The sequence below is a fragment of the Merdimonas faecis genome (assembly GCF_001754075.1).
Lineage (GTDB): Bacteria > Bacillota > Clostridia > Lachnospirales > Lachnospiraceae > Merdimonas > Merdimonas faecis.
In genome coordinates, this window is sequence record NZ_MIEH01000017.1 from 97,916 (window position 1) to 124,680 (window position 26,765).

A 26,765-nucleotide genomic window follows, 5' to 3' on the forward strand; every position below is an offset into this window, starting at 1 on the left:
CTGTCCCTTTTTCCACAAAATGTGGATAAGGAGGGATTCTGTGGCGCGAGAAGCTAGAAAAGAAAGCAGCACGAAGATTTATCATATCGTGAATCGTGGGATTGAGAGGCGTTCTATTTTTGCAGAAAAGCGTGAACGCACAAGAATGATAAATATTATTCGTGAAAATTGGAAAAAATATCAAGTTAATTTCTATGCATATTGCATTATGCCAAATCATTTTCATATGCTGGTGCAGGCTGATCTAAAGGCACTGGCACTGTTCATAGCTGTAATCTCGGCAAGATACGCATTGTATTATAATTATAAGCATCAAAGATCCGGATATGTATTTCAGAATCGATACCGCAGTCAATGTGTGGAGAATGAAGCATATTTTTGGAACTGTTTAAGGTATATTCATCTGAATCCGGTCAGGGCGAAGCTGTCAGACGACCTGGTCAGTTATCATCACGGGAGTATGAGGGAATATTTTACGATTTTGGAAGAAGATGAGCAGATTCTCTGCCCGGAGGCTTTTGGGAAAATCAAAGAACGATTCGGAAATGGCCGAAATTTTCTGGAATTCCATGATCAAACATGCCAGGAATTATTTATCGATACTCGAGAGGAAGAGTTTGAGCAAAAGGTAGAAATTGCAGAGCAGATTCTGAACGCATGTGCGGCGGCAGAGGGTATTTCTTTGATAGAAGCTTTGGATTATGCAGAGGTGAGAAAACGGTATGAGGCGGAGGTGAAACAGGCTCTGAATATATCCTGGAGCAATGTGGAAAACATCCGCGATACGGTTAGAAACAGGTTAGTATAACGTGGAAAATGTGGAAAAAGGGATGGCTTTCCGTGAATGGGGACGGGGGATTTCTGGAAATCCCCCGTCCCCATTCACGGAAAATATGTTATGATAAGAATGATGTTGATAAGTGGAGGAGAAATTGTGGATAACAGGAAGATTGTTTTGCCTGAGAAAGTTAATGATATTATATTGGCTCTGCAGCGGCATGGTTATGAGGCTTATGCGGTAGGGGGCTGTGTTCGGGATTCGCTGCTGGGAAGGGAGCCGGAGGACTGGGATATTACGACTTCTGCGACCCCTGTGGAGGTGAAGGCGATTTTTCCCAGGACGTTTGATACGGGAATTCAGCATGGGACGGTCACTGTGCTTCTGGGTAAAGAAGGCTTTGAGGTCACGACGTACAGAATTGACGGGAAGTACGAGGATTCCAGACATCCAAAGGAGGTGACCTATACGGCCTGCTTAAAGGAAGACCTTCGGAGAAGAGATTTTACGATTAATGCGATGGCCTACAATGCATCGGAAGGGCTGATCGACATTTTCGGGGGGATTGAAGATCTGGAGCAGGGCGTGATTCGCTGTGTGGGAAATGCCAGGGAGCGGTTTTCTGAGGACGCACTGCGGATCCTTCGAGGCGTACGGTTCGCTGCGCAGCTGGGATTTGCGATCGAGGAGGAAACGCGAAAGGGAATGAGGGAGCTGGCGCCTTCGCTCCGTAAAATCAGTGCGGAACGAATCCAGGTCGAACTCGTAAAGCTGTTGGTATCAGACCGCCCGGACATGATGCGTGAGGCTTATGAACTGGGGCTGACCCGTGAATTTCTGCCGGAGTTTGACCGTTTGATGGAGACAGAGCAGGAAACGCCACATCACATGTACAATGTGGGTGAACACACACTGCATGCGATGCTGAATGTAAGAGCAGATAAAATCCTACGGCTTACGATGCTTCTGCATGATATGGGGAAACCGGCTTTAAAAACGGTAGACGAAACAGGGCGGGCGCATTTTAAAAAGCATGCGTTTGAAAGCGAGAAAATTACGAAGCAGGTGCTGCGAAGGCTGAAGTTTGATAACGATACACTGCATAACGTATCGCGGCTTGTGTTCTACCATGACTATCGGATGCCGGCGGATCCTAAGGCGGTCCGGCGTGCGATGAACAAAATTGGTGAAGATATATTTCCCTGTTACATGGAAGTCCGGCGGGCAGATGTGCTGGCCCAAAGTATGTATAAACGGGAGGAAAAGGTAAAAAATCTGGATGAGATTGAAGAACTGTACCGGCAGATTGTGGATGCAGGTCAGTGCGTTTCTCTGAAGAACCTTGCGGTGACAGGGAAAGATTTAATCGCAGCCGGGATGGAGCCAGGAAAAGAAATAGGAGAAAAATTAAATGAACTTCTGGCGTTGGTCATTGATCAGCCAGAACTCAACACAAAAGAAGAGTTATTAAAACATTTGGGATAACTTTTTGGAAAACTGTGTGGATAAGTCAAGAACCTATGTCAATGGGGACGGGGGATTTCTGGAAATCCCCCGTCCCCATTGGCATATTTCTCTTCCCCGGGGCATACGCTAGAAAGAACATGTAATGTAAGATACAGGGGATGCGTATGCAGGAATATGAACGAGCGGTTTTGGAAAAATATGATATTGATGTCATCGGCACCCGTAAAACCAGGGGTGCTATTTTATGCGAAACGAATCTGGGGCTTTTACTTTTGAAAGAGGTGAAGGGTTCCGAGAAGCGTATTCCTGTATTATGCGGGGTGTATGATTTCCTTCAGCGGCAGGGCTATGAAAAGGTTGATCATATATTGAAAACGAAGGAAGGGGAATGTGCGGCCCGAATGGAGGATGGCGGTGTCTATGTCCTGAAACGCTGGTTCCAGGGGCGGGAGTGTGATGTCCGCAAACCGGCAGAACTGCTTTCGGCGTCCGGCAATCTGGCGAAGCTCCATATGGTCATGAGGTGGCCGGACGGTCCTGTGCGGGAGACAGGGCTTAACGGGGAGACAGGGCTTAACGGGGAAACAAAGCCTGCAGGGAAAATAAAAAAATCAGACCTGACAGAAGGTCTGGAGTCGGAATATCTGCGCCACAACAGAGAACTTTCTAAAGTGCGGAAGTTTGTGCGAAGTGTGTCGCTGAAAGGGGAGTTTGAATATGCTTTCCTGCGCTGCTTCGATCAGATGTACCAGTGGGGAGAGGCCGCGCTGCAGGAGCTTATGACATCCGGCTGCGGAAAGCTTTTAAAGGAAAGCAGGCGTCAGGGATGCATGGTGCATGGAGAATACAATTATCATAATATTTTAATGATCCAGGGGGACTATAATTATCGCAAAGAGCCCTACCGGATCGCCACTACCAATTTTGAAAAGTTCAAACCGGATGTTCAGGTGGAGGATCTCTATTACTTTCTGCGTAAGGTCATGGAAAAGCATGGGTGGAAGGTAAGGCTTGGAGATAATATGCTCAACGCATATGCGGCAATCCGTCCGCTGTCGGAAGCGGAAATGGAATATCTCTGCGTCAGGTTCATTTATCCGGAGAAATTCTGGAAGACAGCGGACTCCTATTACCGTTCCAATAAAGCATGGGTTTCGTCAAAAAACATAGAAAAACTGCAGACAGCGATCCAGCAGACTGAGGAAAAGAAGCGTTTTTTAGAAGAGATATTTTCTTTTCATTTGTAAACTCCTGTTGTATAATATATACATTAAGGATAGGAGGTACCAAAAATGGAATATCGCGAAAGCTACGAGGAATGGTTGCGGAATCCATATTTTGATGAAGCCACGAAAGAAGAGCTTCGGAGTATAGGGGATGACGACAACGAGATAAAAGAACGTTTTTACAGGGAACTGGAATTCGGGACAGCAGGACTGCGCGGCGTGATTGGCGCGGGAACAAACCGTATGAATATTTATACAGTCCGCAAGGCGACTCAGGGGCTTGCCAATTATATTATAAAAAATAACGGGCAGGAAAAAGGAGTTGCCATTGCCTATGATTCCCGCCGCATGTCTCCTGAATTCGCAGACGAAGCGGCCCGCTGCCTTGCGGCAAATGGAATCAAGGCATATATTTTCGAATCTCTGCGTCCGACGCCGGAGCTGTCCTATGCAGTCAGAAGGCTTGGGTGTATTGCAGGTATTAACATCACCGCCAGTCATAACCCGCCGGAGTATAATGGCTACAAGGTATACTGGGAGGATGGTGCCCAGATCACTCCGCCTCACGACAAAGGGATCATGGATGAGGTAAAGGCAGTGACCGATTACAATACTGTAAAAACTATGGACCGTGAAGAAGCTAAAACAGCAGGACTTTACGAAGTGATCGGCGAAGAAGTAGATGACGGCTATATTGCAGAGCTGAAAAAGCAGGTAATCCATCAGGATTCCATTAATGCGGTAGGAAGAGATCTGAAGATCGTATACAGTCCTCTTCATGGAACCGGGAATATCCCTGCCAGACGGATTTTAAAAGAACTGGGCTTTACCAATGTGTATGTGGTAAAAGAGCAGGAGCTGCCGGATGGAGAGTTCCCAACGGTATCCTATCCAAATCCGGAAGCAAAGGAAGCCTTTGAGCTGGGGCTTAAGCTTGCCAAAGAAGTGGATGCGGATCTGATCCTGGCAACGGATCCGGATGCAGACCGCCTGGGCGTGTATGTAAAAGACACTGCGTCCGGAGAGTATAAAGTGCTGACCGGCAACATGTCCGGATGCCTGCTGGCTGATTATGAGATCGGGCAGAGAAAAGCACTTTACGGCCTGCCGGATGACGGATTCCTGATCAAAACTATCGTGACCTCCAATCTGGCTGACGCCATTGCAAAAGGATATGATATCGGCTTGATTGAAGTGCTGACCGGTTTCAAATATATCGGGCAGCAGATCCTGAAGTTTGAAACCACCGGAAAAGGGACGTATCTGTTTGGCTTCGAGGAAAGCTACGGATGTCTGATCGGTACCCATGCAAGAGATAAGGATGCCATCGTGGCGACTATGGCGTTGTGCGAGGCGGCAGCCTACTACCGTACCCAGGGAAAGACACTTTGGGATGCAATGCTGGATATGTACGAGAGATACGGCTATTACAAAGATGATATTCAGTCCATTACGCTGAAAGGGATTGAAGGACTTCAGAAGATCCAGCAGATCATGGACACGCTCCGGAAAAACCCGCCGGCCGAGATTGGCGGATACACGGTGCTGAAAGCAAGGGACTACCAGGCAGATACCATTAAGGATACAGTAACCGGTGAAGTAACAAAGACAGGACTTCCATCCTCCAATGTATTATATTATGATCTTTCTGACGACGCATGGGTATGCGTACGTCCTTCCGGAACCGAGCCAAAAGTAAAATTTTACTATGGAATCAAAGGCGATTCCCTTGCGGACGCTGAAGAAAAATCGGCAAAATTAGGGGAAGAAGTTCTGGCAATGATCGATGCAATACTGTAGACCTGCGAAAAAGGCAAAAACCCTTGAAAACTGGGGAAAAACTGTGAAAAAATCTTGACAAACAGGGGCAAAACAGGTATAACAGTAACTAAGGCACGGCAAGCATGGAATAAAATATGCAGGACCGGTGTTATACTAATCGTAGAACTTAAAGCAGTAAGATTCTATATTTGAACAAGAGGAGGAAATTATCCATGAACAAAACAGAATTAATTGCAGCTATTGCAGATCAGGCAGAATTGTCCAAGAAGGATTCTGAGAAAGCTTTAAAAGCATTTATCGATGTAGTAACAGATGAGCTGAAGAAAGATCACAAAGTACAGCTGGTTGGATTCGGAACTTTCGAAGTAAGCCAGAGAGCAGCAAGAGAGGGAAGAAATCCTCAGACAGGAAAGACCATGAAGATCGACGCCTGCAAGGCACCGAAGTTCAAAGCTGGAAAAGCTTTAAAAGATGCAGTAAATGCATAATTCAGTTGGTAAAATATAAAATCGGACAGGCTGCGGAAACGCAGTCTGTTTTTATTCTCAGGGAGGAACATATGAGGTTAGATAAATTTTTAAAAGTATCACGCCTGATCAAGCGGCGGACTGTGGCGAATGAGGCCTGCGATGCCGGAAGAGTCACCGTTAACGGACAGGTGGCAAAGGCGTCTGTAAAGGTAAAGCCGGGGGATATCATTGAGATCCAGTTCGGCACCAGGAATGTGAAGGTGGAGGTCCTCGACATCCAGGAAACCACCAAAAAGGAAGAAGCAAAAGACTTGTTCAAATATTTGTAATAAACATAAGCCGCCTGTCATATGATTACTAAGAAAGGTTGTGATGCGTGTGGAAGAGCGTACCATACAGAAAAGCCATAAACTAGTGATCAATAATCGAAAAGCCAGCACGGTAACAGGAGTGATTGATGTATTGTCCTTTGATCTAAACGAGATCCTTCTGGAAACAGAGCAGGGGATGCTTATGGTGAAAGGATCTGATCTTCATGTAAACCGGCTGAGCCTGGAAAAGGGAGAGGTAGATCTGTCTGGCGGTATTGACAGCGTGGCCTACTCCGAGGTTCAGGCACACGGAAAGTCCCAGGAAAATCTTTTTGCAAAGCTGTTCAGGTGACGGGATGCCGGAAATCAGGGAAGAGATCATGATATTTTTTACTGCGGTCCTGACGGGAGCGGTGCTCCGGACAGCGTACCGCTGCATCAGCTGTCTGCGAGAATGGATCCGGCACGAGCCTGTCGCGATAGAGCTGGAAGACCTGTTTTACTGGATTGCTGCATCAATTTATTTCTTTGTGCAGATTTACCATACAAGTGATGGTGTTATCAGATGGTATTTTATACTAGGTGTTGTGATTGGAGCGGTTTTTGCCAGCGTATTCTTTGGCTGGATGAAAAAATTACACAAAAAAATCTACACCAGAAGTCACAAAGATTTCACGAAAAACCCTTGATTCACCTCTTAAAAAAAGTTAATATAAACCATAATAGGGTGAGTAAAAGCCAGAGGGGGATCTGGCGAAAAGGGTGAGTATAAATATGGAAGGAATTAAACAGAAAAGCCGCAAAAAAAGGCAGAAACGGCGTATGCAGCGGCATAAGAGAAGCATGCTTGCCGTTAGCTCGGTAATAGTAATGCTGATGGTGGTGGTTTCTGTAAACAGCGTGACGCTGAGAGCGCAGGAACAGGAATATCAGACACAGATTTCAGATCTTGAGACACAGATTGAGGAAGAAAAGACACGGACAGAAGAGATTGATGACCTGGAAGAATATGTCGGGACAGATGAGTACGTGGAGGATGTGGCAAAGGATAAGCTGGGTCTGATTCATGAAAATGAGATCATATTCAGAGCTGAGTAAAAAGACGAATGATAAGCTTTAGGAAAGGAATTTCCTAAGGCTTTTCTTTTTTGATTTTTTTATTGCCGGGGAGCAGGCGGAAAGGGGAGCAGGAAATGGAGGAGATCAGGGAGAAGGAAAAGTTCCGGGGAAATGAAATATTCATGAATCCATACGTCGTGCAGATGGACAAGTTTGCGGATTCGCTGAAGCATCTGTCGAAGACTTTTTTGAAGCTGGAAAGTTATAAGGGGACATTTACAAAAGAAGAACTGGAAGAAATGTTTGAAAAAGTGACGGACAAGGTCTGCAGAAATTGTGAAAACAGGGAAATGTGCCTGGGGGAAAAGCGGGTGTATACCTACCAGGCCATGCATGAGATTCTGTGCGCGGCAGTGGAATATGGGGCGGAACTGAATATAGAGCTGAAGCGGAAATTGAAAAGCCAATGTATCCTGGCGCCAAGATTTCTCAGAGAAACATTGGAGGTTTTTGAAAATGCCAAAGAAATCCTGATGTGGAACAACAGGATGGTGCAGAACAGGGAGGGATATGCAGGCCAGCTTAAGAGCTTTGCAAAGATGATCCAGTATACGACAAGGGAGCTGGACGCAGGGATCTTTGAAGATGAGCATATGGAAAAACGGCTGAAAACAAGACTTAAAAAAGCGGGGATCCGTATGCTGTCCGCGGTTTTCTATATGACGCCTCAGGGAAAGTATGAGATCCATCTTACTGTGAAGGCGATGAAGGGGCAGTCGGTTTCCACCAGGGAGCTTGTGCGTCTGGTAGGAGACAGTGTGGGAAGAGAGATGATGCCGGGCAGGGGAGAGCGCCCGGTGATCGGCGAGGATTACTGCACCGTTGCCTGCATGGAGGGGGCCAGGTTCCATACGCTGCAGGGGGTGGCAAGGATCGGGAAGGGCTGCGAAAAGATATCCGGAGACACCTTCCTGATGACAGAGCTTCCCGGGGGAAAGCAGGGGATAGCCCTGTCAGACGGGATGGGATCCGGTGAGGATGCTTTTCGGGAAAGCTCTATGGTGGTGGAAATGCTGGAAGAGCTTCTGGGGGCCGGGTTTCCGGTAAAAACGGCCGTTCAGATGATGAACACCGCATTGGTGATCGGCCGGGAAGAGGTAAGGTTCTGCACAGTGGATGTCACTTTATTTGACCTGTACGAGGGCACCTGCGAATTTGTAAAAGCGGGAGCTGCAGCTACTTTTCTGAAACGGCAGGGTGAAGTGGAAATCATCCGGTCTGCCACGCTGCCGATCGGTGTCCTGCAGGATATTGAGATTGACACCGAGACAAGAAGGCTGGAGTCCGGAGACTATGTGATCATGGTGACAGACGGGGTGATGGATGCGCTGCCGGCAGGAGAACAGGATGTGCTGATGTGTACGTTTATCCAGGATACGGATATCCTCAATCCCAGGGAGCTGGCGCATCATATTCTGGGACGGGTGCTGGAATGGTCCGGGGAAGTGCCGCTGGATGACATGACAGTGTTGGTGGCAGGGCTTTGGAGCAAGGCGTGAACCACTTGCATTTTCAGAGAAAGTTCTATATAGTTAAAGCGTAGCGCAGGCGCGGAAGATGTGCAGGCGCAGGAGAAACAGGCAGTCAAGAGGACTGATTTTATGTATCAGGAAGTAAGAACATATATACAAAAGCATAGAATGTTGAAAAGGAAGGATAAAGTTGTGGCAGGCGTATCGGGGGGGCCGGACTCCATATGCCTTCTTTTCATGCTGCTTAAGCTAAGACAGGAGCTGGAGCTTTCTTTGGCGGCGGTCCATATCCATCATGGACTGAGGCAGGCGGCCGATGCGGATGAGGCATATGTCCGCAGGCTTTGCAGCGAATGGGGAGTGAAGCTTTTCGTGTTTCATGAAAACGTGGCGGAGTATGCAAGGATTCATAAGCTGACAATGGAGGAAGCAGGGAGAGATGTGCGGAGGATGCGTTTTGAAGAAGTAAGCGCATCCCTCGGAGGCGCAAAGATCGCCCTGGCCCATCATCAGGACGACAATGCAGAGACCCTGCTGCTGAATCTGTGCAGGGGAAGCCGTCTGAGAGGACTTGGGGGAATCGCGCCTGTGGAAGGGGCATATATCCGTCCTCTTCTTGGGATTCGGAAGCGGGAGATTGAATCATATCTGGAAAAACGGGGAATATCTTATTGTACGGATGAAACAAATCTGGAAGAGAACTATACCCGGAACAGAATCCGGAACAGAGTCATTCCGTATCTGGAGAAGGAAGTCAACCGGCAGACGGTCCGTCATATGGCGGATATGATGGAGGAGATCCGGGGAGTGGCCGGATATGTGCAGGAGGAGACCCTGCAATGGCTGGAGCGGTGTGTGAAGAAGACGGATACGAAAGGGATTCTGATCCGCCAGGAGATTTATATGCAGATTCCGGAGTTCCTGAGGTCTTATGTGCTGTGCGAGGCATTGTACCTGGCAGCCGGACACAGAAAGGATGTGGAAGGCGTCCATATCAGGGCTCTTCAAGAGTTGATGGGCAAACAGACGGGCAGACGGATTTCTCTGCCTTATGGGCTGGAAGGCCTGCGGGACTACGATGGGATCCTTCTGAAAAAAAGCGGGCAGAAGGAAGAAGAATCGTGTCCCCGGGTATATCAGAGGATTTTTGACAGGCCAGAGGGGCCGTTAAGATTTCCGGATTTACCCTACACGAAGTGGTTTGATTATGATATAATTAAGAATACTGTTAAAATAAGGCACAGGCAGCCGGGAGATTATCTGACGATTGACCGGCAGGGAAATACGCAGAAGCTGAAGCAGTATTTTATCAATGAAAAGATCCCGAGGGAAGAAAGGGATCGGATATGGCTTGCGGCCGACGGCCAGGAGATCATGTGGGTCGCAGGATTCAGGCAGAATCAGAAATATCAGATATCCGACAGGACGAAGAGGATCCTGGAAATAGAATTTTACGGAGGAGAAGAAAATGACTGAGAAGATCAAGGTGATGATTCCGGAAGAGGATGTGGCAAAGAGAATTGAAGAAATCGGAAAGAGGATCAGTGAAGATTATGCGGGAAAACAGGTGCATATGATCTGTGTCCTGAAAGGCGGAGTGTTCTTTATGTGCGAACTGGCTAAAAGAATCACGGTGCCGGTTTCCATGGATTTCATGAGTGTAAGCAGCTACGGAGACGGCACGTCTTCCAGCGGGGTGGTCAAGATCGCAAAGGATCTGGATGAATCCCTGGAGGGAAAGGATGTCCTGGTAGTGGAAGATATTATTGATTCCGGGCGGACACTGTTCTATCTGCTGGAAATTTTGAAGAAACGGCATCCCAAGAGCATGAGACTGTGTACGCTTCTTGACAAGCCGGACCGCAGAGTGCGGGATGTAAGCGTAGATTATGTGGGATTTGAGATCCCGGATGAATTTGTCGTGGGATATGGACTGGACTATGCACAGAAGTATAGAAATCTGCCCTATATCGGTGTGGTGGAGTTTGAAGAGTAGGAAGGGGCTGAGAGAACATTGAACAATAAAAGGACAAAAGGAGTCAGTGGCTTTACCCTGCTGCTTTTTGCAGTGGTATTGTTTGCGGTGCTCTGGTATACGAGCCGGTTTGAGGAAAGGGACCGGCAGCTTAGCTGGGAGGAGTTTCAGACGCTGGTGACAAGTGACGAGGTTGCCGGCGTGACGGTTCGCCAGAACCGGAGCGTGCCGACCGGAAGAGTGGAGGTTGAGCTTAAGAGCGAGGATGAAGAAGGGGATATTGTCAAATATCTTTATGTATCGGATGTAAATGAGATCCAGGATTATCTGAAGGAGCAGGGCGTGAATTATGCAATGCCGGATGTGCCGGAGGATAACTGGCTGATGACGACGCTTCTTCCGGTGCTTCTGATGATGGGTGGAGTTTTCCTGATCTTTGCGCTGATGAACCGACAGGGGGCCGGCGCCAATACCAAGGCAATGAGCTTTGGCAAGAGCCGTGCAAAAATGAGTACGGACAGTGACAGGAAGATTACATTTGCGGAAGTGGCGGGCCTTCAGGAGGAAAAAGAAGAACTGGAGGAAATCGTCGATTTCCTGAAGTCACCAAAGAAATATATCCAGGTAGGGGCAAGAATCCCCAAAGGCGTACTTCTGGTAGGACCTCCGGGAACCGGAAAGACGCTGCTTGCCAAGGCGGTGGCCGGAGAAGCAGGAGTACCCTTCTTTACCATTTCCGGGTCTGATTTTGTGGAAATGTTTGTGGGTGTAGGTGCGTCCCGTGTCAGGGATCTGTTTGACGAGGCGAAAAGACATGCGCCCTGCATTATATTTATTGATGAGATCGATGCGGTGGCAAGGATGAGAGGAACCGGCATGGGCGGAGGCCATGACGAAAGAGAGCAGACTTTAAATCAGCTGCTGGTCGAGATGGACGGATTCGGCGTCAATGAAGGAATCATTGTAATGGCGGCCACGAACCGTGTGGATATCCTGGATCCGGCGATCCTTCGTCCGGGGCGTTTTGACCGTAAGGTAATGGTAGGACGTCCGGATGTGCAGGGAAGGGAAGAGATTCTCCGGGTACATGCGAAAGGCAAACCGCTTAGTGAGGAAGTGGATCTGAAACAGATTGCCCAGACGACGGCCGGTTTTACCGGAGCCGATCTGGAGAACCTGCTGAATGAGGCGGCAATCCTGGCGGCGAAGGACAGCCGGGTCTTCTTGAAGCAGGAGGATATAAGGAAGGCATTTGTCAAAGTGGGAATCGGAGCGGAGAAGAAGAGCCGCGTGATTTCTGAAAAGGAAAAACGGATTACCGCATTTCACGAGGCGGGTCATGCGATCCTGTTCCATGTGCTTCCGGATGTGGGACCGGTATACAGTGTCTCCATTATTCCGACAGGCGGAGCAGGAGGATATACGATGCCTTTGCCGGAACGGGATGATATGTTTAATACCAGAGGAAAGATGCTCCAGGACATTACAGTGGCGCTGGGTGGCCGGGTGGCAGAAGAAGAAGTGCTGGATGATATTACTACCGGAGCCTCACAGGATATCAAGCAGGCTACCAGTCTGGCAAAATCAATGGTAACGAAGTTTGGCATGTCGGAGGCGGTCGGACTCGTTAATTACGATAATGACAGTGACGAGGTGTTTATTGGACGGGATCTGGCCCATACCTCCAGGGGATATGGCGAGAATGTGGCAACAACCATTGACCGGGAAGTGAAGCGGATCATTGATGAATGTTACGAGAGGGCAAGGAGTATTATCAGAGAGTATGACAGCGTCCTCCATGCGTGTGCAGAACTTCTGCTGGAAAAAGAAAAGATTTCCAGAGAAGAGTTTGAGGCACTGTTTGCGGAAGAGCCTGCTGTGTTAGGATAATTGTGGGCGTTAGTATAGAGAGGCGGAATGCTATATGAATCAGGCAGCATTGTTTTGTGACGGGACAGAAAGTTATGTCATCCCTGCGGAGCCGGAGGCGGGCAGCAGGGTGACTCTGCGATTCCGGACAGCGAAGGACGACAGTGTGCAGGTATTCCTGTTGACAAGAGGCGAAAGCCTTATTATGGAAAAAGAGTGTACGGAACGGGGATTCGACTATTATTCGATCCGGTGTGAGCTGGGAGATGAACCGTTCCGCTACCGCTTTATGATACAGGACCAGGATCAGGTCTGCTATTATGGCAGGTGCGGAGTGTCGGGGGAGGCGGAAGAGTTTTACGACTTTGAGATCGTTCCCGGCTTTTCCACGCCGGACTGGGCCAAAGGAGCGGTCATGTACCAGATTTATACAGACCGGTTTTATAATGGGGATCCCTCTAATGATGTGGAGACCAGAGAGTATTATTATATCGGCGGCTACAGCAGCCGGGTAACGGACTGGAGTAAATACCCCGATAAGATGGGCGTGCGTGAGTTTTACGGCGGTGATCTTCAGGGGGTGATCGATAAACTGGATTACCTGCAGGATCTGGGGGTGGAAGTGCTGTATTTTAACCCCTTGTTTGTTTCGCCGTCAAACCACAAGTACGACATTCAGGATTATGATTATATTGACCCGCATCTGGGGGTGATCGTAGAGGATGGTGGAGAGATCCTGCCGGAGGGCGTGACGGATAACAGCCAGGCTACCAAGTACCAGAAGAGGACTACAGACAGGAGGAATCTTGAGGCCAGCAATCAGCTGTTTATACGCCTGGTGGAGGAACTTCACCGCAGAGGGATGAAGATCATCCTGGACGGTGTGTTTAATCACTGCGGGTCTTTCAATAAGTGGATGGACCGTGAGCGTGTCTATGAGGGGCAGGAGGATTATTCGCCGGGGGCCTATATTTCCAAAGACAGCCCTTATCGAAGCTATTTCAGATTTTTTAAAGAGGAAGATGCGGACTGGCCGTACAACCATAATTATGACGGATGGTGGGGACATGATACCCTGCCGAAGCTGAATTATGAAGAATCGGCAAAGCTGGAAAATTATATTTTATCTGTCGGGAAGAAATGGGTGTCGCCGCCCTATAACGTGGACGGGTGGCGGCTGGATGTGGCGGCGGATCTGGGACGGAGCCCGGAGTATAATCACCAGTTCTGGAAAAAATTCCGGACGGTAGTGAAAAATGCCAATCCAAATGCACTGATCCTGGCGGAGCATTACGGGGATCCCAGTTCCTGGCTCAGAGGTGATGAATGGGATTCGGTGATGAATTATGATGCGTTTATGGAGCCGGTGACCTGGTTTTTGACCGGCATGGAGAAGCACAGTGACGAGGTGCGGGGAGAACTTTTTGGCAATGCAGATAATTTTGTCAGCGCCATTTCACACCATATGTCCAATATGCTGACACCGTCGCTGCAGGTGGCGATGAATGAGCTGTCCAATCACGACCACTCCCGGTTCCTGACTCGTACCAACCATATCGTGGGGCGGGTGGAAAACCTGGGGCCGGAAGCGGCGGAAGAGTACGTAAATGTTGCGGTCATGCGGGAGGCTGTGGTCATGCAGATGACCTGGGTAGGCGCTCCCACGATCTATTATGGAGATGAGGCGGGCGTGTGTGGCTTTACGGATCCGGATAACCGGAGAACCTATCCCTGGGGCCGTGAGGACAAAGAGCTGATAGCATTCCATAAAGAAATGGTGCGGATCCACAAGGAATATCAGTCCTTAAAGACCGGATCATTGCAGATCCTTTCCTGGGAGGAAAATATTCTGACCTATGGGCGGTTCCGCAAAGGAGAGCAGATCGTTGTGATCATCAATAACCGGAGCGAGCTTACCGAAGTGACTGTTCCGGCCTGGCGGGCAGAAGTCCCGATGAAAGGCCGCATGGAGCGGCTGATGTATACCTGGCAGGACGGGTATACGACCGAATATGAAGAATATCTGATCCGTGACGGAGAAGTCGTGGTCAACATGGGGGCACATTCCGCCCTGGTGCTGATCGCCGTGCGGGAAGATTAAACGAACGCGAACGGGGACGTACACTTTTGGCAAAAGTGTACGTCCCCGTTCGCGTTTGCGGGTGTCCCCAAGCGCGCTTTGCCCTGTCCCCTGTCTATTTTGTCAGGACCTCGACGCCGTTCTCGGTGACCAGTACCATGTACTCTACCTGTGCCGAAAGGCCTCCGTCTTCCGTGTAAACGGTCCAGCCGTTGTCTTCGTCTATAAAGAATTCGGGGGTGCCTTCGTTTATCATAGGCTCGATGGTAAACATCATGCCGGGCACCAGTACCATTTCGCTGCCCTTGGGTGTCACGTAGCTGACGAACGGCTCTTCGTGGAATTCCAGGCCGATGCCGTGTCCGCCGATCTCTTCAACGACGGAATATCCATGTTTCCGGGCGTGGGAGTTGATGGCCCAGGCGATGTCGCCCAAGTGTCCCCAGGGCTTGGCGGCCTTCAGTCCAAGCTCTACGCATTCTCTGGTCACCTGTACCAGCTTTTTTGCCCGGTCGGAAATATTTCCGATCGTAAACATGCGTGAGGCATCGGAATAATAGCCGTCCAGAATCGTGGATACATCTACGTTGATGATGTCTCCTTCCTGAAGAATCTCGTTTTCATCGGGGATCCCGTGGCAGATCACATCATTGACGGAGGTGCACACGCTTTTGGGGAATCCTTCATAGTTCAGAGGCGCCGGAATCCCGCCATGTGCAACCGTGAAATCGTAGACCAGCCGGTCGATCTCGGCGGTGCTCATGCTGGCCCGGATATGGGCGGCTACATGATCCAGTACGGCGGTGTTCAGGTCGGCGCTTTTTTTGATCGCTCGGATCTGTTCTTCTGTTTTTAAGAGAGAACGGTCTGGAACGATCTGTCCCTTAGCAGCTAAGGTCCATAATTTGATATCTAATTTATCCACATGATTACCTCTTTCTTTTTTACATTTGGCGGATATTGGCCCGCTATTTCTTATTATACACCTTCCACGAGAAGCGTGTGGAGATTTTTTCGTTGTGTCCCGGGGGAAAATAAGTTATAATTTTGATAATGTAGGAAAGTATGTAGTTAGAAAGGAGCGGGCATATGTTAAGAATCGGAATGTTGACCAGCGGCGGCGACTGCCAGGCTTTAAATGCGGCAATGCGCGGCGTTGTAAAGGGAATTTGTTCAAAAAGAGACGATGTAGAAATCTATGGATTTCAAGAAGGATATAAAGGACTGATCTATTCCAATTTCAAGATGCTGACTTCCAGGGACTTTTCCGGAATCCTGACACTGGGCGGAACGATCCTTGGGACATCCCGGCAGCCCTTCAAGCTGATGCGGGTGCCGGACGAAAACGGACTGGACAAGGTAGAGGCCATGAAGCATACCTACCACAAGCTGAACCTGGACTGCCTGGTGATCCTGGGAGGCAACGGCACACATAAGACGGCAAACATGCTGAGAGAAGAAGGCCTGAACATCATCACGCTTCCAAAGACCATTGACAATGATCTGTGGGGAACGGATATGACCTTTGGTTTCCAGAGTGCGGTGGATATAGCCACAGACACCATTGATAAGATCCACACCACGGCCACCTCTCACAGCCGGGTATTTATCATCGAAGTTATGGGACATAAGGTTGGCTGGGTGACCCTTCATGCAGGCATTGCCGGCGGCGCGGATATCATCCTTCTGCCGGAGATCCCTTACGATACGGATGTGGTGGTAGATGCCATCAACAAGAGAAAGGCAGCAGGCAAACGATTTACCATCATTGCGGTTGCAGAAGGCGCTATCTCCAAGAAGGACGCAAAGCTGTCCAAGAAGGAACTGCGGGAGAAAAAGGAAAAGAAGAAATATCCGTCCGTAGCCTATGAAGTGGCAGAGAGAATTCAGAAGCGCACGGATCAGGAGGTGCGGATCACCGTGCCGGGACACATGCAAAGAGGCGGATCCCCCTGCCCGTATGACAGGGTACTGTCCACCAGATTCGGCGCGGCAGCGGCTGAGGCAATCCTGGACGGAGACTTTGGAAACATGGTGGGGCTAAAAAACGGTAACATTGTAAGAGTTCCGCTGGCAGAAGTGGCCGGAAAACTCAAATATGTAGATCCGGAATCTGAGATCATCGAAGAAGCAAGAATGACAGGCATCAGTTTCGGAGATAGATAAGAATAAGGCAAAATAAATCAGACGTAAATCAAAAGACAGGAAGTGTAAAACATGTCATATATGGCATTGTACCGGAAATTTCGCCCCGGTGAGTTTGAAGATGTGAAAGGCCAGGATGCCATTGTCAAGACCTTGAAAAATCAGATATCCGCCGGGCGGATCGGACATGCATATTTGTTCTGCGGGACCCGGGGAACCGGAAAGACCACGGTGGCAAAAATCTTTGCCAAGGCCGTGAACTGTGAGCACCCGGTGGACGGCAGCCCCTGCGGAGAGTGCGCGGCCTGCCGGGCGATTGCGGCGGGGAATTCCATGAACGTGATCGAGATCGACGCGGCCTCTAATAACGGTGTGGACAATATCCGGGAAATCCGGGAAGAAGTAGCTTACCGGCCGACAGAAGGCTGCTACAAGGTCTATATCATCGATGAGGTCCATATGCTGTCCATAGGGGCGTTCAATGCACTGTTAAAAACACTGGAGGAACCGCCGGAATATGTGATCTTTATCCTGGCGACAACGGAAGCAAATAAGATCCCGGTGACCATTTTAAGCCGGTGCCAGCGATATGATTTTAAACGTATCTCCATCGATACCATTGCGGCAAGGCTCCGGGAGCTGATCGATAAGGAGCAGTGGGATGTGGAGGAAAAGGCGGTCCGGTATATCGCAAAGGCGGCGGACGGCTCCATGCGGGACGGTTTAAGCCTGCTGGATCAGTGTGCGGCCTTTTATATCGGGGAACGCCTGACTTATGACCATGTTCTGGAGATCCTGGGGGCGGTGGACATGGATGTGTTCAGCCGGCTGCTTAGGGAAATCCTTTCCATGGACGTATCCAAAGTGATCGAAACCGTGGATGAGCTGGTGATGGGAGGCAGAGAGCTGTCTCAGCTGGCGGCGGATTTTACCTGGTATCTGCGGAATCTCCTGCTGGTAAAGTGCTCCGATGATATGGAGGACGTGCTGGATGTATCCACGGAGAACCTGGCGCAGCTAAAGGAAGAAGCCGGGATGATCGAAAATGAGACTCTGATCCGCTATATCCGGATCTTTTCAGATCTGACCAGCCAGCTTCGGTATTCTACGCAGAAGAGGGTGCTCCTGGAGGTAACGCTGATCAAGCTGTGCCGGCCGGCCATGGAGCAGAATTCCGATGCGCTGCTGGACCGGATCCGGCTGATCGAAAAGCAGCTGGAGGAAGGTGTGGCAGTCAGGGTGGACGCAGAGGCATCCGTGGCTGGAAGCCATCGGGAAGAAGAAAGGGAGGCGCCCCGGAAAGTGAAACAGGAGCTTCCCAAGGCCCTGAACGAGGATGTAAAAGCAGTGGCGAAGGATTTTCGGAGTATTGCAGGGGATGCATCTCCCATGCTCCGGACATATCTGAAGAAAGTGCGCTTAAGCGCAGGAGAGGGCAATCGCCTGATGATCGTGGCGCCGGATGAGATGAGCGCCGGAGTGCTGGGCACAGAGGCCCACAAAGAAGAGCTTGAAAGACTGATCGAGGAAAAGATCGGGAAAACAGTAGAGCTGGAGGTCCGTCAGGTAGAAAATGGCGGGCGGTTTGAGGACAGCTTTGTGGATATTGAAAAGCTGATCCACATGGAAATAACAGTGGAAGACTAGGAGGATATAAAAATGGCAAAACGGGGAGGATTCCCGGGCGGCGGTATGCCGGGAAACATGGCAAATCTGATGAAGCAGGCACAGAAGATGCAGCGTCAGATGGAAGAACAGGCAAAGGAGATGGAAACCAAAGAGTTTACGGCAACTGCCGGAGGCGGAGCTGTTGAGGTGACCATGTCCGGGACTAAGAAGATTACGAAAGTGAAGCTGGACGAGGAAGTCGTGGATCCGGATGATGTGGAGATGCTGGAAGACCTGATCGTTGCAGCGGTAAATGAAGTGCTGGAAAAGGTAGATGAGGCGTCTGCCGCGGCAATGTCCAAATTTACAGGAGGAATGGGCGGCGGCATGCCGGGGCTGTTCTAAGAGGAGTTGTTTGCATGGATTATTACAGCAGTCAGATCAGCAAGCTAATTGAAGAACTGTCGTGCCTTCCGGGCATTGGTGCAAAGTCAGCGGCAAGGCTGGCTTTTCACTTGATACATATGCCGGCAGAGGATGTGAAAAGACTGGCGGACACCATGGTCCAGGCCAGGGAAAATGTTCGTTACTGCAAGGAATGTTATACACTGACAGACCAGGAGCTGTGCCCGATCTGTAAGAGCAGCGCCAGAGACCACAAGACCATTATGGTGGTGGAGAATACCAGGGATCTGGCGGCTTATGAAAAGACGGGAAAATACAATGGTGTCTACCATGTGCTCCACGGGGCGATCTCGCCCATGCTGGGAATCGGGCCGGAGGATATCAAGCTGAAAGAACTGATTACCCGCCTGGAGGGCGACGTGGAGGAAGTGATCATCGCTACCAACTCAAGCCTTGAGGGAGAGACGACGGCGATGTATATCAGTAAGCTCATCAAGCCGACGGGCATCAAGGTCAGCCGGATCGCCAGCGGCGTGCCGGTGGGCGGAGATCTGGAGTATATTGATGAAGTGACCCTTCTGCGGGCGCTGGAAGGAAGGACAGAGCTTTAAGAAGAGTGCAAATGTAAGATCAGGTGAGTGATGGAATTATGAGAAAGAAAAAAGTGACGTCCACGGATGTGGCCAGGGAGGCAGGCGTTTCCCAGGCTACTGTGTCCATGATCCTGAACAAAAAATACAACGTCTCTTTTTCCAGGGAAACCATAGAGAGGGTAGAGGCAGCGGCCCGGAAACTGGGGTATGCAGCCGCAAAGCCAAAGAGCAGAAAAAATGCCAGACGGGAAAAGCTTCTGGTAGTGTTTTGCTCCAATCTGACCAATCCCTACTATGTGATGCTCCTGCAGGGAATTGAATCCAGGGCAAAGGAGGCGGGATTTGGCCTGTTTGTATGCAATACCCAGCGGGACCTCAAGATGGAGGAGCGTTATCTGAAAATGATGCTGCAGCTTAAGCCGCTGGGAATCATATATACCTGTAATCCCAGCCACTGCTTTATGAAGCAGGTAGAGGAACTGGCCAGGCAGATACCGGTAGTGGTGGTCAACAACCAGAATGAAAAGATGAACGTGGATGCGGTGGAGCTTGATAATTCAAAGCTTGGCCGTATTATGGCAAGGCATCTTCTGGAGCTGGGACATCACAAGGTGGCTTATATAGCGCCGCCGCTTACAGCCCGGCAGAAGCAGCGTTCCAAAAGGGTGGAAGGCTTCCTGAAGGAATATGAAGAAGCAGGATTTAAGGACGGCGTCATCATCAAGGCGGCAGGAGAAGAAATGGATCTGACCGTGGCTCACATTGATTCGGAATATAAGATCGGCTATGACCTGACCAGGGAGCTTCTTGAGGAGACCAGGGATATTACAGCTATCGTGGGACTCAATGATATGATTGCTTTCGGCATACTGGATGCGCTTCAGGAGGAAAAGATCCGGGTTCCGGCGGAGATGTCGGTGATGGGATGCGACAATACGCTGTTTGCGCGTATCCACAAAGTGGCACTTACCACCATTGATCATTTTGTGGTGTATAAGGGGCGGGATGCCTGCGACATTATCATGAAGAAGATCGATTCCCGGGATACCCAGTATGCGGACCTGGAGCCGGTCAGCAGCTACCATGTGGAGTATGAGCCAAGGCTGATCGTACGGGGGACGACCGGATATCCTTCCGGCAGAAAAAGAAAATAAAATTAATGATTTTGCGAAAATTATTAATAATAAAATGTTTGCGGAAATCCTTATAATGTCGGGAGAACCAGGCGTTTTGAAAAAGAAGACAAGAAAATATTCAAGACTTTTGTTAATAAAATAAAAGTATCAGTTTAAAAAATTATTAATAGAAAACAGCACTATTGACCAGTATAAAGAGATTACGTTATAATTCAAGTATCTGGGAAACTGTTAAATGTAAATTAGGAGGAAATGAACATGAAATTTTTCATCGACACAGCAAAGGTAGAGGACATTAAAAAGGCAAACGATATGGGTGTGATCTGTGGTGTTACCACGAATCCGTCTCTGATCGCAAAAGAGGGAAGAGTGTTTGAGGAAGTGATCGCAGAAATCGCATCTATCGTAGACGGACCGATCAGCGGAGAGGTAAAAGCAACTACCACAGACGCGGAAGGTATGATCGCAGAGGGCCGTGAGATCGCTAAGATCCACAAAAACATGGTAGTAAAGATCCCGATGACTGTAGAAGGCTTAAAAGCGGTGAAGGTACTTTCCTCCGAAGGCATCAAGACCAATGTAACACTGATTTTTACGGCTAACCAGGCACTTCTGGCAGCAAGAGCCGGAGCTACTTATGTATCTCCGTTCCTGGGACGTCTGGACGACATCTCTGTAAGAGGAACTGACCTGATTGCGGAGATTTCCGAGATTTTCAAGATTGCAGGCATCCAGACAGAGATCATCGCGGCCAGCATCCGTCACCCAATGCATGTGACAGACTGTGCACTGGCAGGAGCTGATATCGCAACGGTTCCATATGCAGTAATCGAAAAGATGACCAAACATCCGCTGACAGATGCAGGAATCGAAAAATTCCAGGCAGATTATAAAGCGGTATTTGGAGAATAATTTTTGGGAGGACATCATGGATAAATTAGAGTTGATGAAAACGGCCAATGAGATCCGCAAAGGCGTGATCACGGCGGTACACAGTGCCAAGTCCGGGCATCCGGGCGGATCTCTTTCAGCGGCTGACATTTACACATATTTATATTTTGAAGAGATGAATATCGATCCAAAGGATCCAAAAAAAGCAGACAGAGACCGGTTTGTACTGTCCAAAGGACATACGGCTCCGGGATATTATTCTGCGCTGGCCCACAGAGGCTTTTTCCCGGTGGAGGATCTTACGACCCTTCGTAAGACAGGATCTTATCTGCAGGGACATCCGGATATGAAGCATATTCCGGGCGTGGATATGTCCAGCGGATCTCTGGGACAGGGAATCTCCGCTGCTGTCGGGATGGCCATTGCTGCAAAGCTTTCCGGCGACAGCTACAGAGTTTATACACTTCTTGGCGACGGCGAGATCCAGGAGGGGCAGGTCTGGGAGGCGGCAATGCTGGCGGCCCACAGAAAGCTGGACAACCTGGTAGTGATCGTAGATAACAATAATCTGCAGATTGATGGCGCGATCGACGACGTCAATTCACCGTATCCGATCGACAAGAAATTTGAGGCGTTTAATTTCCATGTGATCAATATCGACGGGCATGACTTTGACGCTATTGCCGCGGCCTTTAAAGAAGCAAGAGAGACCAAGGGACAGCCGACGGCTATTATCGCAAAGACCGTGAAAGGAAAAGGAGTATCCTTCATGGAGAACCAGGCCTCCTGGCATGGTGCGGCCCCGAATGACGAACAGTATGAGGTGGCTATGGCAGATTTAGAGAAAGTAGGTGAAGCATTATGTCAGAAGTAAAGAAGATCGCAACAAGAGAAAGCTACGGTAATGCTTTAGTAGAACTGGGAAAAGAACACGAGGATCTGGTAGTGCTGGACGCGGACCTGGCGGCAGCTACAAAGACCGGAACCTTTAAGAAGGCGTTCCCGGAACGTCATATCGACTGCGGAATCGCAGAGAGCAACATGATGGGTGTGGCGGCAGGTCTGGCAGCAGCCGGAAAGGTTCCTTTCGCAAGCTCCTTTGCTATGTTTGCGGCAGGACGTGCCTTTGAGCAGGTGAGAAACTCCATCGGCTATCCACATCTGAACGTAAAGATCGGTGCGACCCATGCAAGTATTTCTGTCGGAGAAGACGGCGCAACTCATCAGTGTAATGAGGATCTGGCGCTGATGCGCACGATTCCGGGCATGGTAGTCATCAACCCGTCTGACGACGTGGAGGCAAAAGCAGCAGTGAAGGCGGCCTACGAGCATGTGGGACCGGTGTATCTGAGGTTTGGACGTGCGGCAGTGCCGGTGATCAATGACAACCCGGATTATAAATTCGAGATCGGGAAATCCATCACCTTAAGAGAAGGAACGGATGTGACTATCATTGCGGCAGGACTTCCGGTGTCTGAGTCTCTGGCGGCGGCCGAGAAGCTGGCGGCAGACGGCATCAGCGCACAGGTGATCAACATGCACACCATCAAGCCTCTGGATGAGGAGGCGGTGATCCGGGCGGCAGAGAAGACCGGAAAGATCGTGACGGTAGAAGAGCACTCCGTTATCGGCGGCCTGGGAAGCGCAGTCTGCGACGTGGTGGCACAGAAGGCTCCCGCAAAGGTACTGAAGATTGGCGTGAACGACGTGTTTGGAGAGTCTGGACCGGCAGCAGAGCTGATCAAGAAGTATGGACTGGACGCAGACAGCATTTACGAAAAAGTAAAAGCGTTTGTATAAGTTAGATAAAAATACTGTGGAAGGAGGAGCTTTCACAGTATTTTTTTATCCACTTTTTCAATGGGGACGGGGGATTTTTGAAAATCCCCCGTCCCTATCCGACATTTTCGGACGCACGATTTGGCAGGGGGTAAGAAGGGGCGTCGAACCTGGGACGATCCTGCCGGAAACTTCCCTGGACAGGCTTCACCGAATGGCAAAATACGCAAAATCCATATGCTATCATAACCAAAAATACAAAAAATGAGGTGAGAGTATATGGAAAGACAGCTTCCAAAAAATGTAAGGCAGATCGGGAACGTCAGTGACGAACCGAAGATCTATGTAGAAGATTATGTGGATACTTATCTGAACCAGTTAAAGGACAAAGCAAAGGAGGAGCCGGTGGGGATCGCGCTGGCAGGAGAAATACTGGTACTGGAAGGGCAGCCCGTAGTGTACATATCCGGGGCTTTCCGGCTGGCCGAAGTGGAGATCAGGGGAAGGGAAATTTCTCTGAAGGAAGAGACGGTAAAACAGATGGAAACGGACCGGAAAAAATATTTTCCGGAAACAGAGATCGTAGGCTGGGGCCTGATCGAAGATGGGAAGCCCATGGGAAGGAGCCGGGAGGTAGGACGGATCCACAGCAAATACTTTTCCAAGGATCAGTCTGTCTTCATATGGAAGGATTCCCTGGACGGAGAAGAAGTTTTCTATGCGTTTAAATACGGGGAATTGATGCAGATGGGCGGGCACTATGTGTTCTATGAAAAGAATCCCGCCATGCAGAATTATATGATCAGTACACGAAAAAAGATTGGCGTTACACCCAGTGAAGTGGTTGAGGATCGAGCTGCAAAGGATTTTCGTAGTGTCGTAAGGGAACGGATGGATGCAAAGTCAGATCGTCAGAATTCCCGGCTTATCTATATTACAAGTGCGCTGCTGGTAGTAGTTGTACTGGTGATCGGTGTCTCAACCATGAATAATTATGATAAGATGGAAGCCGTGCAGAGTTCACTGGAATCACTGTCCCAGTCTGTCAATTCACCGGAGAGCCAGACGGAGACCGTGACAGAAGATGAAGGAGATGATGAAGAGGAGGGGGCGGCAGCAAAAGCCCAGGTAGAAACAGGGGAAACAGAAAGTGTCCAGGAGGCATCCGGGGATACTGCTTCGGACTCTTCCGGCGAGGGTGATACAGACGATACGGGAGCCGTCATGACAGCGGACCCGTCAGAGATTGACCTGGATGAAGATGATTATTACGTGGTTCAGAAGGGAGATACATTGGATACCATCAGCATGAAAGTGTACGGAGATGCCGCTCATGTGGACGCGATCTGCAGGATGAACGGACTGTCAGATGGAAATCTGATTTACATTGGACAAAAATTACTGCTTCCATAGTATGGAAATTATGATACAATATATAAGATGCAAATGAAGACCAGCAAAGGTGAGGCAGATGATACACTGGAAAAGGAAGAAATTCCGGGTCCTGGAAAAGGATCAGGATCCGACAGATAAAATTGTAGACCGTATTTTAGGAGAACTCAGGAAAGAAGACCACCCGGAGACGGAGGCCATGGAGGAGGCAAAGCGGCAGAAGCGTAAGCGCTGGAAGAAAACGGGCATCATAGCCGGAAGTATCCTGGCAGTGTCGATCGGGATCTATCTTTTGATCAATCTTCAGACTTATACCAGCGTTCGAACCGTTGACACTTATCCGGTCAGCGGGGCAGCCAGCAACGAGTACAAGCAGTTTGCTGATGGTGTGCTCAAGTACAGCAGAGACGGGATTTCCTATCTGGATCAGAAGGGCAGCGAGGTGTGGAACCAGCCGTACCAGATCCAGAATCCTGTAGTCGATGTGAATGAGACTTCCGGAGCCGTAGCGGATAAGGGCGGAAACGCAATTCTGGTGTTTAATGAAGAAGGGCTGCGGGGAGAGATAGAGACAGACCTTCCGATTGAAAGAATCAGCGTGTCGGAACAGGGCATCGTCAGTGTGATCCTGATTGATGAAAGTTCTTCGCAGATTCTTTGTTATGATGCGGCGGGGAATATTCTGGTAGAGCATAAGACGTCTGTGAACGGGACAGGCTATCCGATGGATGCGGCGCTGTCGCCGGACGGCGAGATCCTGCAGGTGCTGTACCTCTATACACAGGATGGGACGATCACCTCCCGGGTTGCGTACTATAACTTTGGGCAAGAAGGAGAAAGCGAGACAGACCATCAGGTGACGGAGCAGGAATATAAGGATGTGGTGATGGCGGACGGATTTTTCATGAATCAGTCAGTTTCTGCGGCGGTTGGAGACAATATGCTGACTGTTTTCCGGGGGAAAAGCGTGCCGGAAGAAGCAGTAAAGGTAGAGATTGACAAAGAAATCAAAAGTGTTTTCCACAGCCAGAAATATATCGGGATGATCCTGAAAAATGAAGGAAAAGAAGGGTATGAGCTCCGGCTTTATAATGACCGGGGGCAGATGGCGATGTCTGAGGATTTTTCCGGCGATTACAGCAATGTTAAGATCTGCGGCAGTCAGGTGATCATGTATGACGGGAAGAACTGCAGCATTTTTACCAGAGGAGGAATCCAGAAATTTGAAGGGGAGATGAACAGCAATATACTGGAAATTTTCCCGGTAGCAGGGGTAAATAAGTACATTGTGATGAACGAGAACGGAATGGAAGTTGTCCGTCTTGTAAAATAAGGAGAGCTTATGAATTGGTTATCAATGACAGTAGGAGCAATATTTCTGATCTGCCTGATCGTCGGCTTTATGCGGGGTGCGGTTAAGATCATCGTATCCCTTGCGGCAACCGTGGTCACGCTGGTGCTGGTCTGGTTCGCCACCCCGTATGCAGCGGACGCGCTGGCAAAGTATACGCCACTGGATGATATGATCAAGAGCCAGGTGGTCACGACCATGGCAAATGCGGCGTCCGCCCAGCTGGGAGGCGAGGATCAGAGCGGAATGGACGCGGACAGTGTGCGCAGGGTGCTGAACGCTACGGGCGTGTCGGAAGAGACCCTTGCCCAGTACGGGGTCAGTATTGATGATATTGTAAACGGAAATGTGACAAGCAGCGATCTGGCCCAGTTTGGTATCTCCGGCGACCTGCTGGACGGCCTTCAGGGTGAGGAAGGAACCGCCATGGAGGATATCATCACCAGTGCGGAGATCCCCAGAGATCTGCAGATCTCTGCGATCGAGGGAGCCGATCTGCCGGATCTTTTCAAGAGCCTGCTGACGGAAAATAACAACAGCGAGATGTACACCAGACTGGGGGCGACTACATTTGCGGAATATGTAGGCGACTTCCTGGCAAAACTGATCTTAAATATTCTGGCGTTTTTAGGAACCTTTATCCTGATCACGATCATCATACGGGCCATTGTATTCGCCCTGGATATCGTATCCGATCTGCCGGTGCTGGGAGTGTTAAACCGGCTGGCCGGAGGCGTGATCGGCCTTAGCGGCGCGCTGATCATTGTGTGGACCGCTTTTGTGGTGATCACCCTTCTTTATGTGACCAGTTTTGGAAAAGAACTCTATACCATGATAGAAACAGACAATTTTTTGAGTGTTCTGTATCAATACAATCCGATCATGAGTCTGGCGACCATGTTCCGATAGACACCTG

26 protein-coding genes are annotated in these 26,765 nt (G+C 49.5%); 25 read left to right on the forward strand and 1 reads right to left on the reverse strand.

Annotation, left to right across the window (positions count from 1 at the left end):
- Positions 1 to 40: 40 nt before the first annotated feature.
- The 14 genes from BKD12_RS08445 to BKD12_RS08510 all read left to right on the forward strand — a co-directional run bounded on the left by BKD12_RS08445 (position 41) and on the right by BKD12_RS08510 (position 14,570).
- Entirely contained in the window at positions 41 to 808 is a 768-nt protein-coding gene (locus BKD12_RS08445) for a transposase (protein ID WP_070088884.1), read from the forward strand.
- Between the two features lie 102 nt (positions 809 to 910).
- Positions 911 to 2,263, forward strand: a complete 1,353-nt coding sequence (locus BKD12_RS08450; protein WP_070088924.1) for a CCA tRNA nucleotidyltransferase — start codon at positions 911 to 913, stop codon at positions 2,261 to 2,263.
- A 146-nt stretch (positions 2,264 to 2,409) separates the two neighbouring features.
- Positions 2,410 to 3,492 carry a YutH/CotS family kinase-like spore coat protein gene (locus BKD12_RS08455; RefSeq protein ID WP_070088885.1) on the forward strand — a complete coding sequence of 361 codons (1,083 nt, stop codon included), beginning with the start codon at positions 2,410 to 2,412 and terminating at the stop codon, positions 3,490 to 3,492.
- A 45-nt stretch (positions 3,493 to 3,537) separates the two neighbouring features.
- Positions 3,538 to 5,271, forward strand: coding sequence for a phospho-sugar mutase (locus BKD12_RS08460; RefSeq protein WP_070088886.1), 1,734 nt, complete (start codon positions 3,538 to 3,540; stop codon positions 5,269 to 5,271).
- Positions 5,272 to 5,441: 170 nt separating this feature from the next.
- Complete coding sequence (locus BKD12_RS08465; protein WP_270645164.1) at positions 5,442 to 5,741, forward strand: non-specific DNA-binding protein Hbs; 300 nt, start codon at positions 5,442 to 5,444, stop codon at positions 5,739 to 5,741.
- Between the two features lie 53 nt (positions 5,742 to 5,794).
- A complete protein-coding gene (locus BKD12_RS08470) occupies positions 5,795 to 6,052 on the forward strand; it encodes an RNA-binding S4 domain-containing protein (RefSeq protein ID WP_270645182.1) in 258 nt (85 codons plus the stop codon).
- A 49-nt stretch (positions 6,053 to 6,101) separates the two neighbouring features.
- The gene (gene yabP / locus BKD12_RS08475; protein WP_070088925.1) at positions 6,102 to 6,386 is read left to right on the forward strand and encodes a sporulation protein YabP; all 285 of its coding nucleotides are present in this window, start codon (positions 6,102 to 6,104) and stop codon (positions 6,384 to 6,386) included.
- A gap of 4 nt (positions 6,387 to 6,390) precedes the next feature.
- A complete protein-coding gene (gene yabQ / locus BKD12_RS08480; RefSeq protein ID WP_070088889.1) occupies positions 6,391 to 6,723 on the forward strand; it encodes a spore cortex biosynthesis protein YabQ in 333 nt (110 codons plus the stop codon).
- An 85-nt stretch (positions 6,724 to 6,808) separates the two neighbouring features.
- Entirely contained in the window at positions 6,809 to 7,132 is a 324-nt protein-coding gene (locus tag BKD12_RS08485; protein WP_070088890.1) for an FtsB family cell division protein, read from the forward strand.
- Positions 7,133 to 7,227: 95 nt separating this feature from the next.
- Positions 7,228 to 8,652, forward strand: a complete 1,425-nt coding sequence (locus BKD12_RS08490) for a SpoIIE family protein phosphatase (RefSeq protein WP_070088891.1) — start codon at positions 7,228 to 7,230, stop codon at positions 8,650 to 8,652.
- 210 nt (positions 8,653 to 8,862) lie between these two features.
- A complete protein-coding gene (tilS, locus tag BKD12_RS08495) occupies positions 8,863 to 10,101 on the forward strand; it encodes a tRNA lysidine(34) synthetase TilS (protein WP_242872744.1) in 1,239 nt (412 codons plus the stop codon).
- Entirely contained in the window at positions 10,094 to 10,621 is a 528-nt protein-coding gene (gene hpt, locus BKD12_RS08500; protein ID WP_070088893.1) for a hypoxanthine phosphoribosyltransferase, read from the forward strand. Before tilS ends, hpt begins: the two co-directional genes overlap by 8 nt.
- A gap of 18 nt (positions 10,622 to 10,639) precedes the next feature.
- A complete protein-coding gene (gene ftsH / locus BKD12_RS08505; RefSeq protein ID WP_070088894.1) occupies positions 10,640 to 12,490 on the forward strand; it encodes an ATP-dependent zinc metalloprotease FtsH in 1,851 nt (616 codons plus the stop codon).
- Positions 12,491 to 12,524: 34 nt separating this feature from the next.
- A complete protein-coding gene (locus tag BKD12_RS08510; RefSeq protein WP_070088895.1) occupies positions 12,525 to 14,570 on the forward strand; it encodes a glycoside hydrolase family 13 protein in 2,046 nt (681 codons plus the stop codon).
- A gap of 94 nt (positions 14,571 to 14,664) precedes the next feature.
- Here the strand turns inward: BKD12_RS08510 and map are convergent, their stop codons facing one another.
- Positions 14,665 to 15,474: a type I methionyl aminopeptidase gene (map, locus tag BKD12_RS08515; RefSeq protein WP_070088896.1), complete on the reverse strand. Its 810-nt coding sequence runs from the start codon at positions 15,472 to 15,474 to the stop codon at positions 14,665 to 14,667.
- A gap of 164 nt (positions 15,475 to 15,638) precedes the next feature.
- Between map and BKD12_RS08520 the strand changes: the two genes are divergently transcribed.
- From BKD12_RS08520 to BKD12_RS08570, 11 genes are all read left to right on the forward strand, one after another.
- Entirely contained in the window at positions 15,639 to 16,715 is a 1,077-nt protein-coding gene (locus BKD12_RS08520) for a 6-phosphofructokinase (RefSeq protein WP_070088897.1), read from the forward strand.
- A gap of 51 nt (positions 16,716 to 16,766) precedes the next feature.
- Positions 16,767 to 18,341, forward strand: a complete 1,575-nt coding sequence (gene dnaX / locus BKD12_RS08525) for a DNA polymerase III subunit gamma/tau (RefSeq protein WP_070088898.1) — start codon at positions 16,767 to 16,769, stop codon at positions 18,339 to 18,341.
- Between the two features lie 12 nt (positions 18,342 to 18,353).
- Positions 18,354 to 18,707 (forward strand): YbaB/EbfC family nucleoid-associated protein, encoded by a 354-nt coding sequence (locus BKD12_RS08530; protein WP_070088899.1) that lies wholly within the window; start codon positions 18,354 to 18,356, stop codon positions 18,705 to 18,707.
- A 14-nt stretch (positions 18,708 to 18,721) separates the two neighbouring features.
- The gene (gene recR / locus BKD12_RS08535) at positions 18,722 to 19,318 is read left to right on the forward strand and encodes a recombination mediator RecR (protein WP_070088900.1); all 597 of its coding nucleotides are present in this window, start codon (positions 18,722 to 18,724) and stop codon (positions 19,316 to 19,318) included.
- A gap of 38 nt (positions 19,319 to 19,356) precedes the next feature.
- On the forward strand, positions 19,357 to 20,454 hold the full coding sequence (locus tag BKD12_RS08540) for a LacI family DNA-binding transcriptional regulator (protein ID WP_070088901.1): 1,098 nt from the start codon (positions 19,357 to 19,359) through the stop codon (positions 20,452 to 20,454).
- Positions 20,455 to 20,694: 240 nt separating this feature from the next.
- A complete protein-coding gene (gene fsa, locus BKD12_RS08545) occupies positions 20,695 to 21,348 on the forward strand; it encodes a fructose-6-phosphate aldolase (protein ID WP_070088902.1) in 654 nt (217 codons plus the stop codon).
- A gap of 16 nt (positions 21,349 to 21,364) precedes the next feature.
- Positions 21,365 to 22,201: a transketolase gene (locus tag BKD12_RS08550; protein WP_070088903.1), complete on the forward strand. Its 837-nt coding sequence runs from the start codon at positions 21,365 to 21,367 to the stop codon at positions 22,199 to 22,201.
- Positions 22,189 to 23,127, forward strand: coding sequence for a transketolase family protein (locus BKD12_RS08555; RefSeq protein WP_070088904.1), 939 nt, complete (start codon positions 22,189 to 22,191; stop codon positions 23,125 to 23,127). Before BKD12_RS08550 ends, BKD12_RS08555 begins: the two co-directional genes overlap by 13 nt.
- 258 nt (positions 23,128 to 23,385) lie before the next feature.
- The gene (locus tag BKD12_RS08560) at positions 23,386 to 24,519 is read left to right on the forward strand and encodes a LysM peptidoglycan-binding domain-containing protein (RefSeq protein ID WP_070088905.1); all 1,134 of its coding nucleotides are present in this window, start codon (positions 23,386 to 23,388) and stop codon (positions 24,517 to 24,519) included.
- A 58-nt stretch (positions 24,520 to 24,577) separates the two neighbouring features.
- Positions 24,578 to 25,831 carry a DUF5711 family protein gene (locus BKD12_RS08565; protein WP_070088906.1) on the forward strand — a complete coding sequence of 418 codons (1,254 nt, stop codon included), beginning with the start codon at positions 24,578 to 24,580 and terminating at the stop codon, positions 25,829 to 25,831.
- A 9-nt stretch (positions 25,832 to 25,840) separates the two neighbouring features.
- Positions 25,841 to 26,758 carry a CvpA family protein gene (locus tag BKD12_RS08570; RefSeq protein WP_070088907.1) on the forward strand — a complete coding sequence of 306 codons (918 nt, stop codon included), beginning with the start codon at positions 25,841 to 25,843 and terminating at the stop codon, positions 26,756 to 26,758.
- Positions 26,759 to 26,765: the final 7 nt, after the last annotated feature.

What these genes read in the sequence shown, in the direction of transcription:
- dnaX (WP_070088898.1), top strand. Translation starts at nt 16,767, where the DNA reads ATGTCATATATGGCATTGTACCGGAAATTTCGCCCCGGTGAGTTTGAA.
- BKD12_RS08555 (WP_070088904.1), top strand. Translation starts at nt 22,189, where the DNA reads ATGTCAGAAGTAAAGAAGATCGCAACAAGAGAAAGCTACGGTAATGCT.
- hpt (WP_070088893.1), top strand. Translation starts at nt 10,094, where the DNA reads ATGACTGAGAAGATCAAGGTGATGATTCCGGAAGAGGATGTGGCAAAG.
- BKD12_RS08510 (WP_070088895.1), top strand. Translation starts at nt 12,525, where the DNA reads ATGAATCAGGCAGCATTGTTTTGTGACGGGACAGAAAGTTATGTCATC.
- BKD12_RS08570 (WP_070088907.1), top strand. Translation starts at nt 25,841, where the DNA reads ATGAATTGGTTATCAATGACAGTAGGAGCAATATTTCTGATCTGCCTG.
- BKD12_RS08520 (WP_070088897.1), top strand. Translation starts at nt 15,639, where the DNA reads ATGTTAAGAATCGGAATGTTGACCAGCGGCGGCGACTGCCAGGCTTTA.
- BKD12_RS08490 (WP_070088891.1), top strand. Translation starts at nt 7,228, where the DNA reads ATGGAGGAGATCAGGGAGAAGGAAAAGTTCCGGGGAAATGAAATATTC.
- yabQ (WP_070088889.1), top strand. Translation starts at nt 6,391, where the DNA reads ATGCCGGAAATCAGGGAAGAGATCATGATATTTTTTACTGCGGTCCTG.
- BKD12_RS08560 (WP_070088905.1), top strand. Translation starts at nt 23,386, where the DNA reads ATGGAAAGACAGCTTCCAAAAAATGTAAGGCAGATCGGGAACGTCAGT.
- BKD12_RS08455 (WP_070088885.1), top strand. Translation starts at nt 2,410, where the DNA reads ATGCAGGAATATGAACGAGCGGTTTTGGAAAAATATGATATTGATGTC.
- BKD12_RS08450 (WP_070088924.1), top strand. Translation starts at nt 911, where the DNA reads ATGTTGATAAGTGGAGGAGAAATTGTGGATAACAGGAAGATTGTTTTG.
- BKD12_RS08565 (WP_070088906.1), top strand. Translation starts at nt 24,578, where the DNA reads ATGATACACTGGAAAAGGAAGAAATTCCGGGTCCTGGAAAAGGATCAG.
- BKD12_RS08530 (WP_070088899.1), top strand. Translation starts at nt 18,354, where the DNA reads ATGGCAAAACGGGGAGGATTCCCGGGCGGCGGTATGCCGGGAAACATG.
- recR (WP_070088900.1), top strand. Translation starts at nt 18,722, where the DNA reads ATGGATTATTACAGCAGTCAGATCAGCAAGCTAATTGAAGAACTGTCG.
- BKD12_RS08460 (WP_070088886.1), top strand. Translation starts at nt 3,538, where the DNA reads ATGGAATATCGCGAAAGCTACGAGGAATGGTTGCGGAATCCATATTTT.
- BKD12_RS08550 (WP_070088903.1), top strand. Translation starts at nt 21,365, where the DNA reads ATGGATAAATTAGAGTTGATGAAAACGGCCAATGAGATCCGCAAAGGC.
- BKD12_RS08485 (WP_070088890.1), top strand. Translation starts at nt 6,809, where the DNA reads ATGGAAGGAATTAAACAGAAAAGCCGCAAAAAAAGGCAGAAACGGCGT.
- tilS (WP_242872744.1), top strand. Translation starts at nt 8,863, where the DNA reads ATGCTGCTTAAGCTAAGACAGGAGCTGGAGCTTTCTTTGGCGGCGGTC.
- BKD12_RS08540 (WP_070088901.1), top strand. Translation starts at nt 19,357, where the DNA reads ATGAGAAAGAAAAAAGTGACGTCCACGGATGTGGCCAGGGAGGCAGGC.
- fsa (WP_070088902.1), top strand. Translation starts at nt 20,695, where the DNA reads ATGAAATTTTTCATCGACACAGCAAAGGTAGAGGACATTAAAAAGGCA.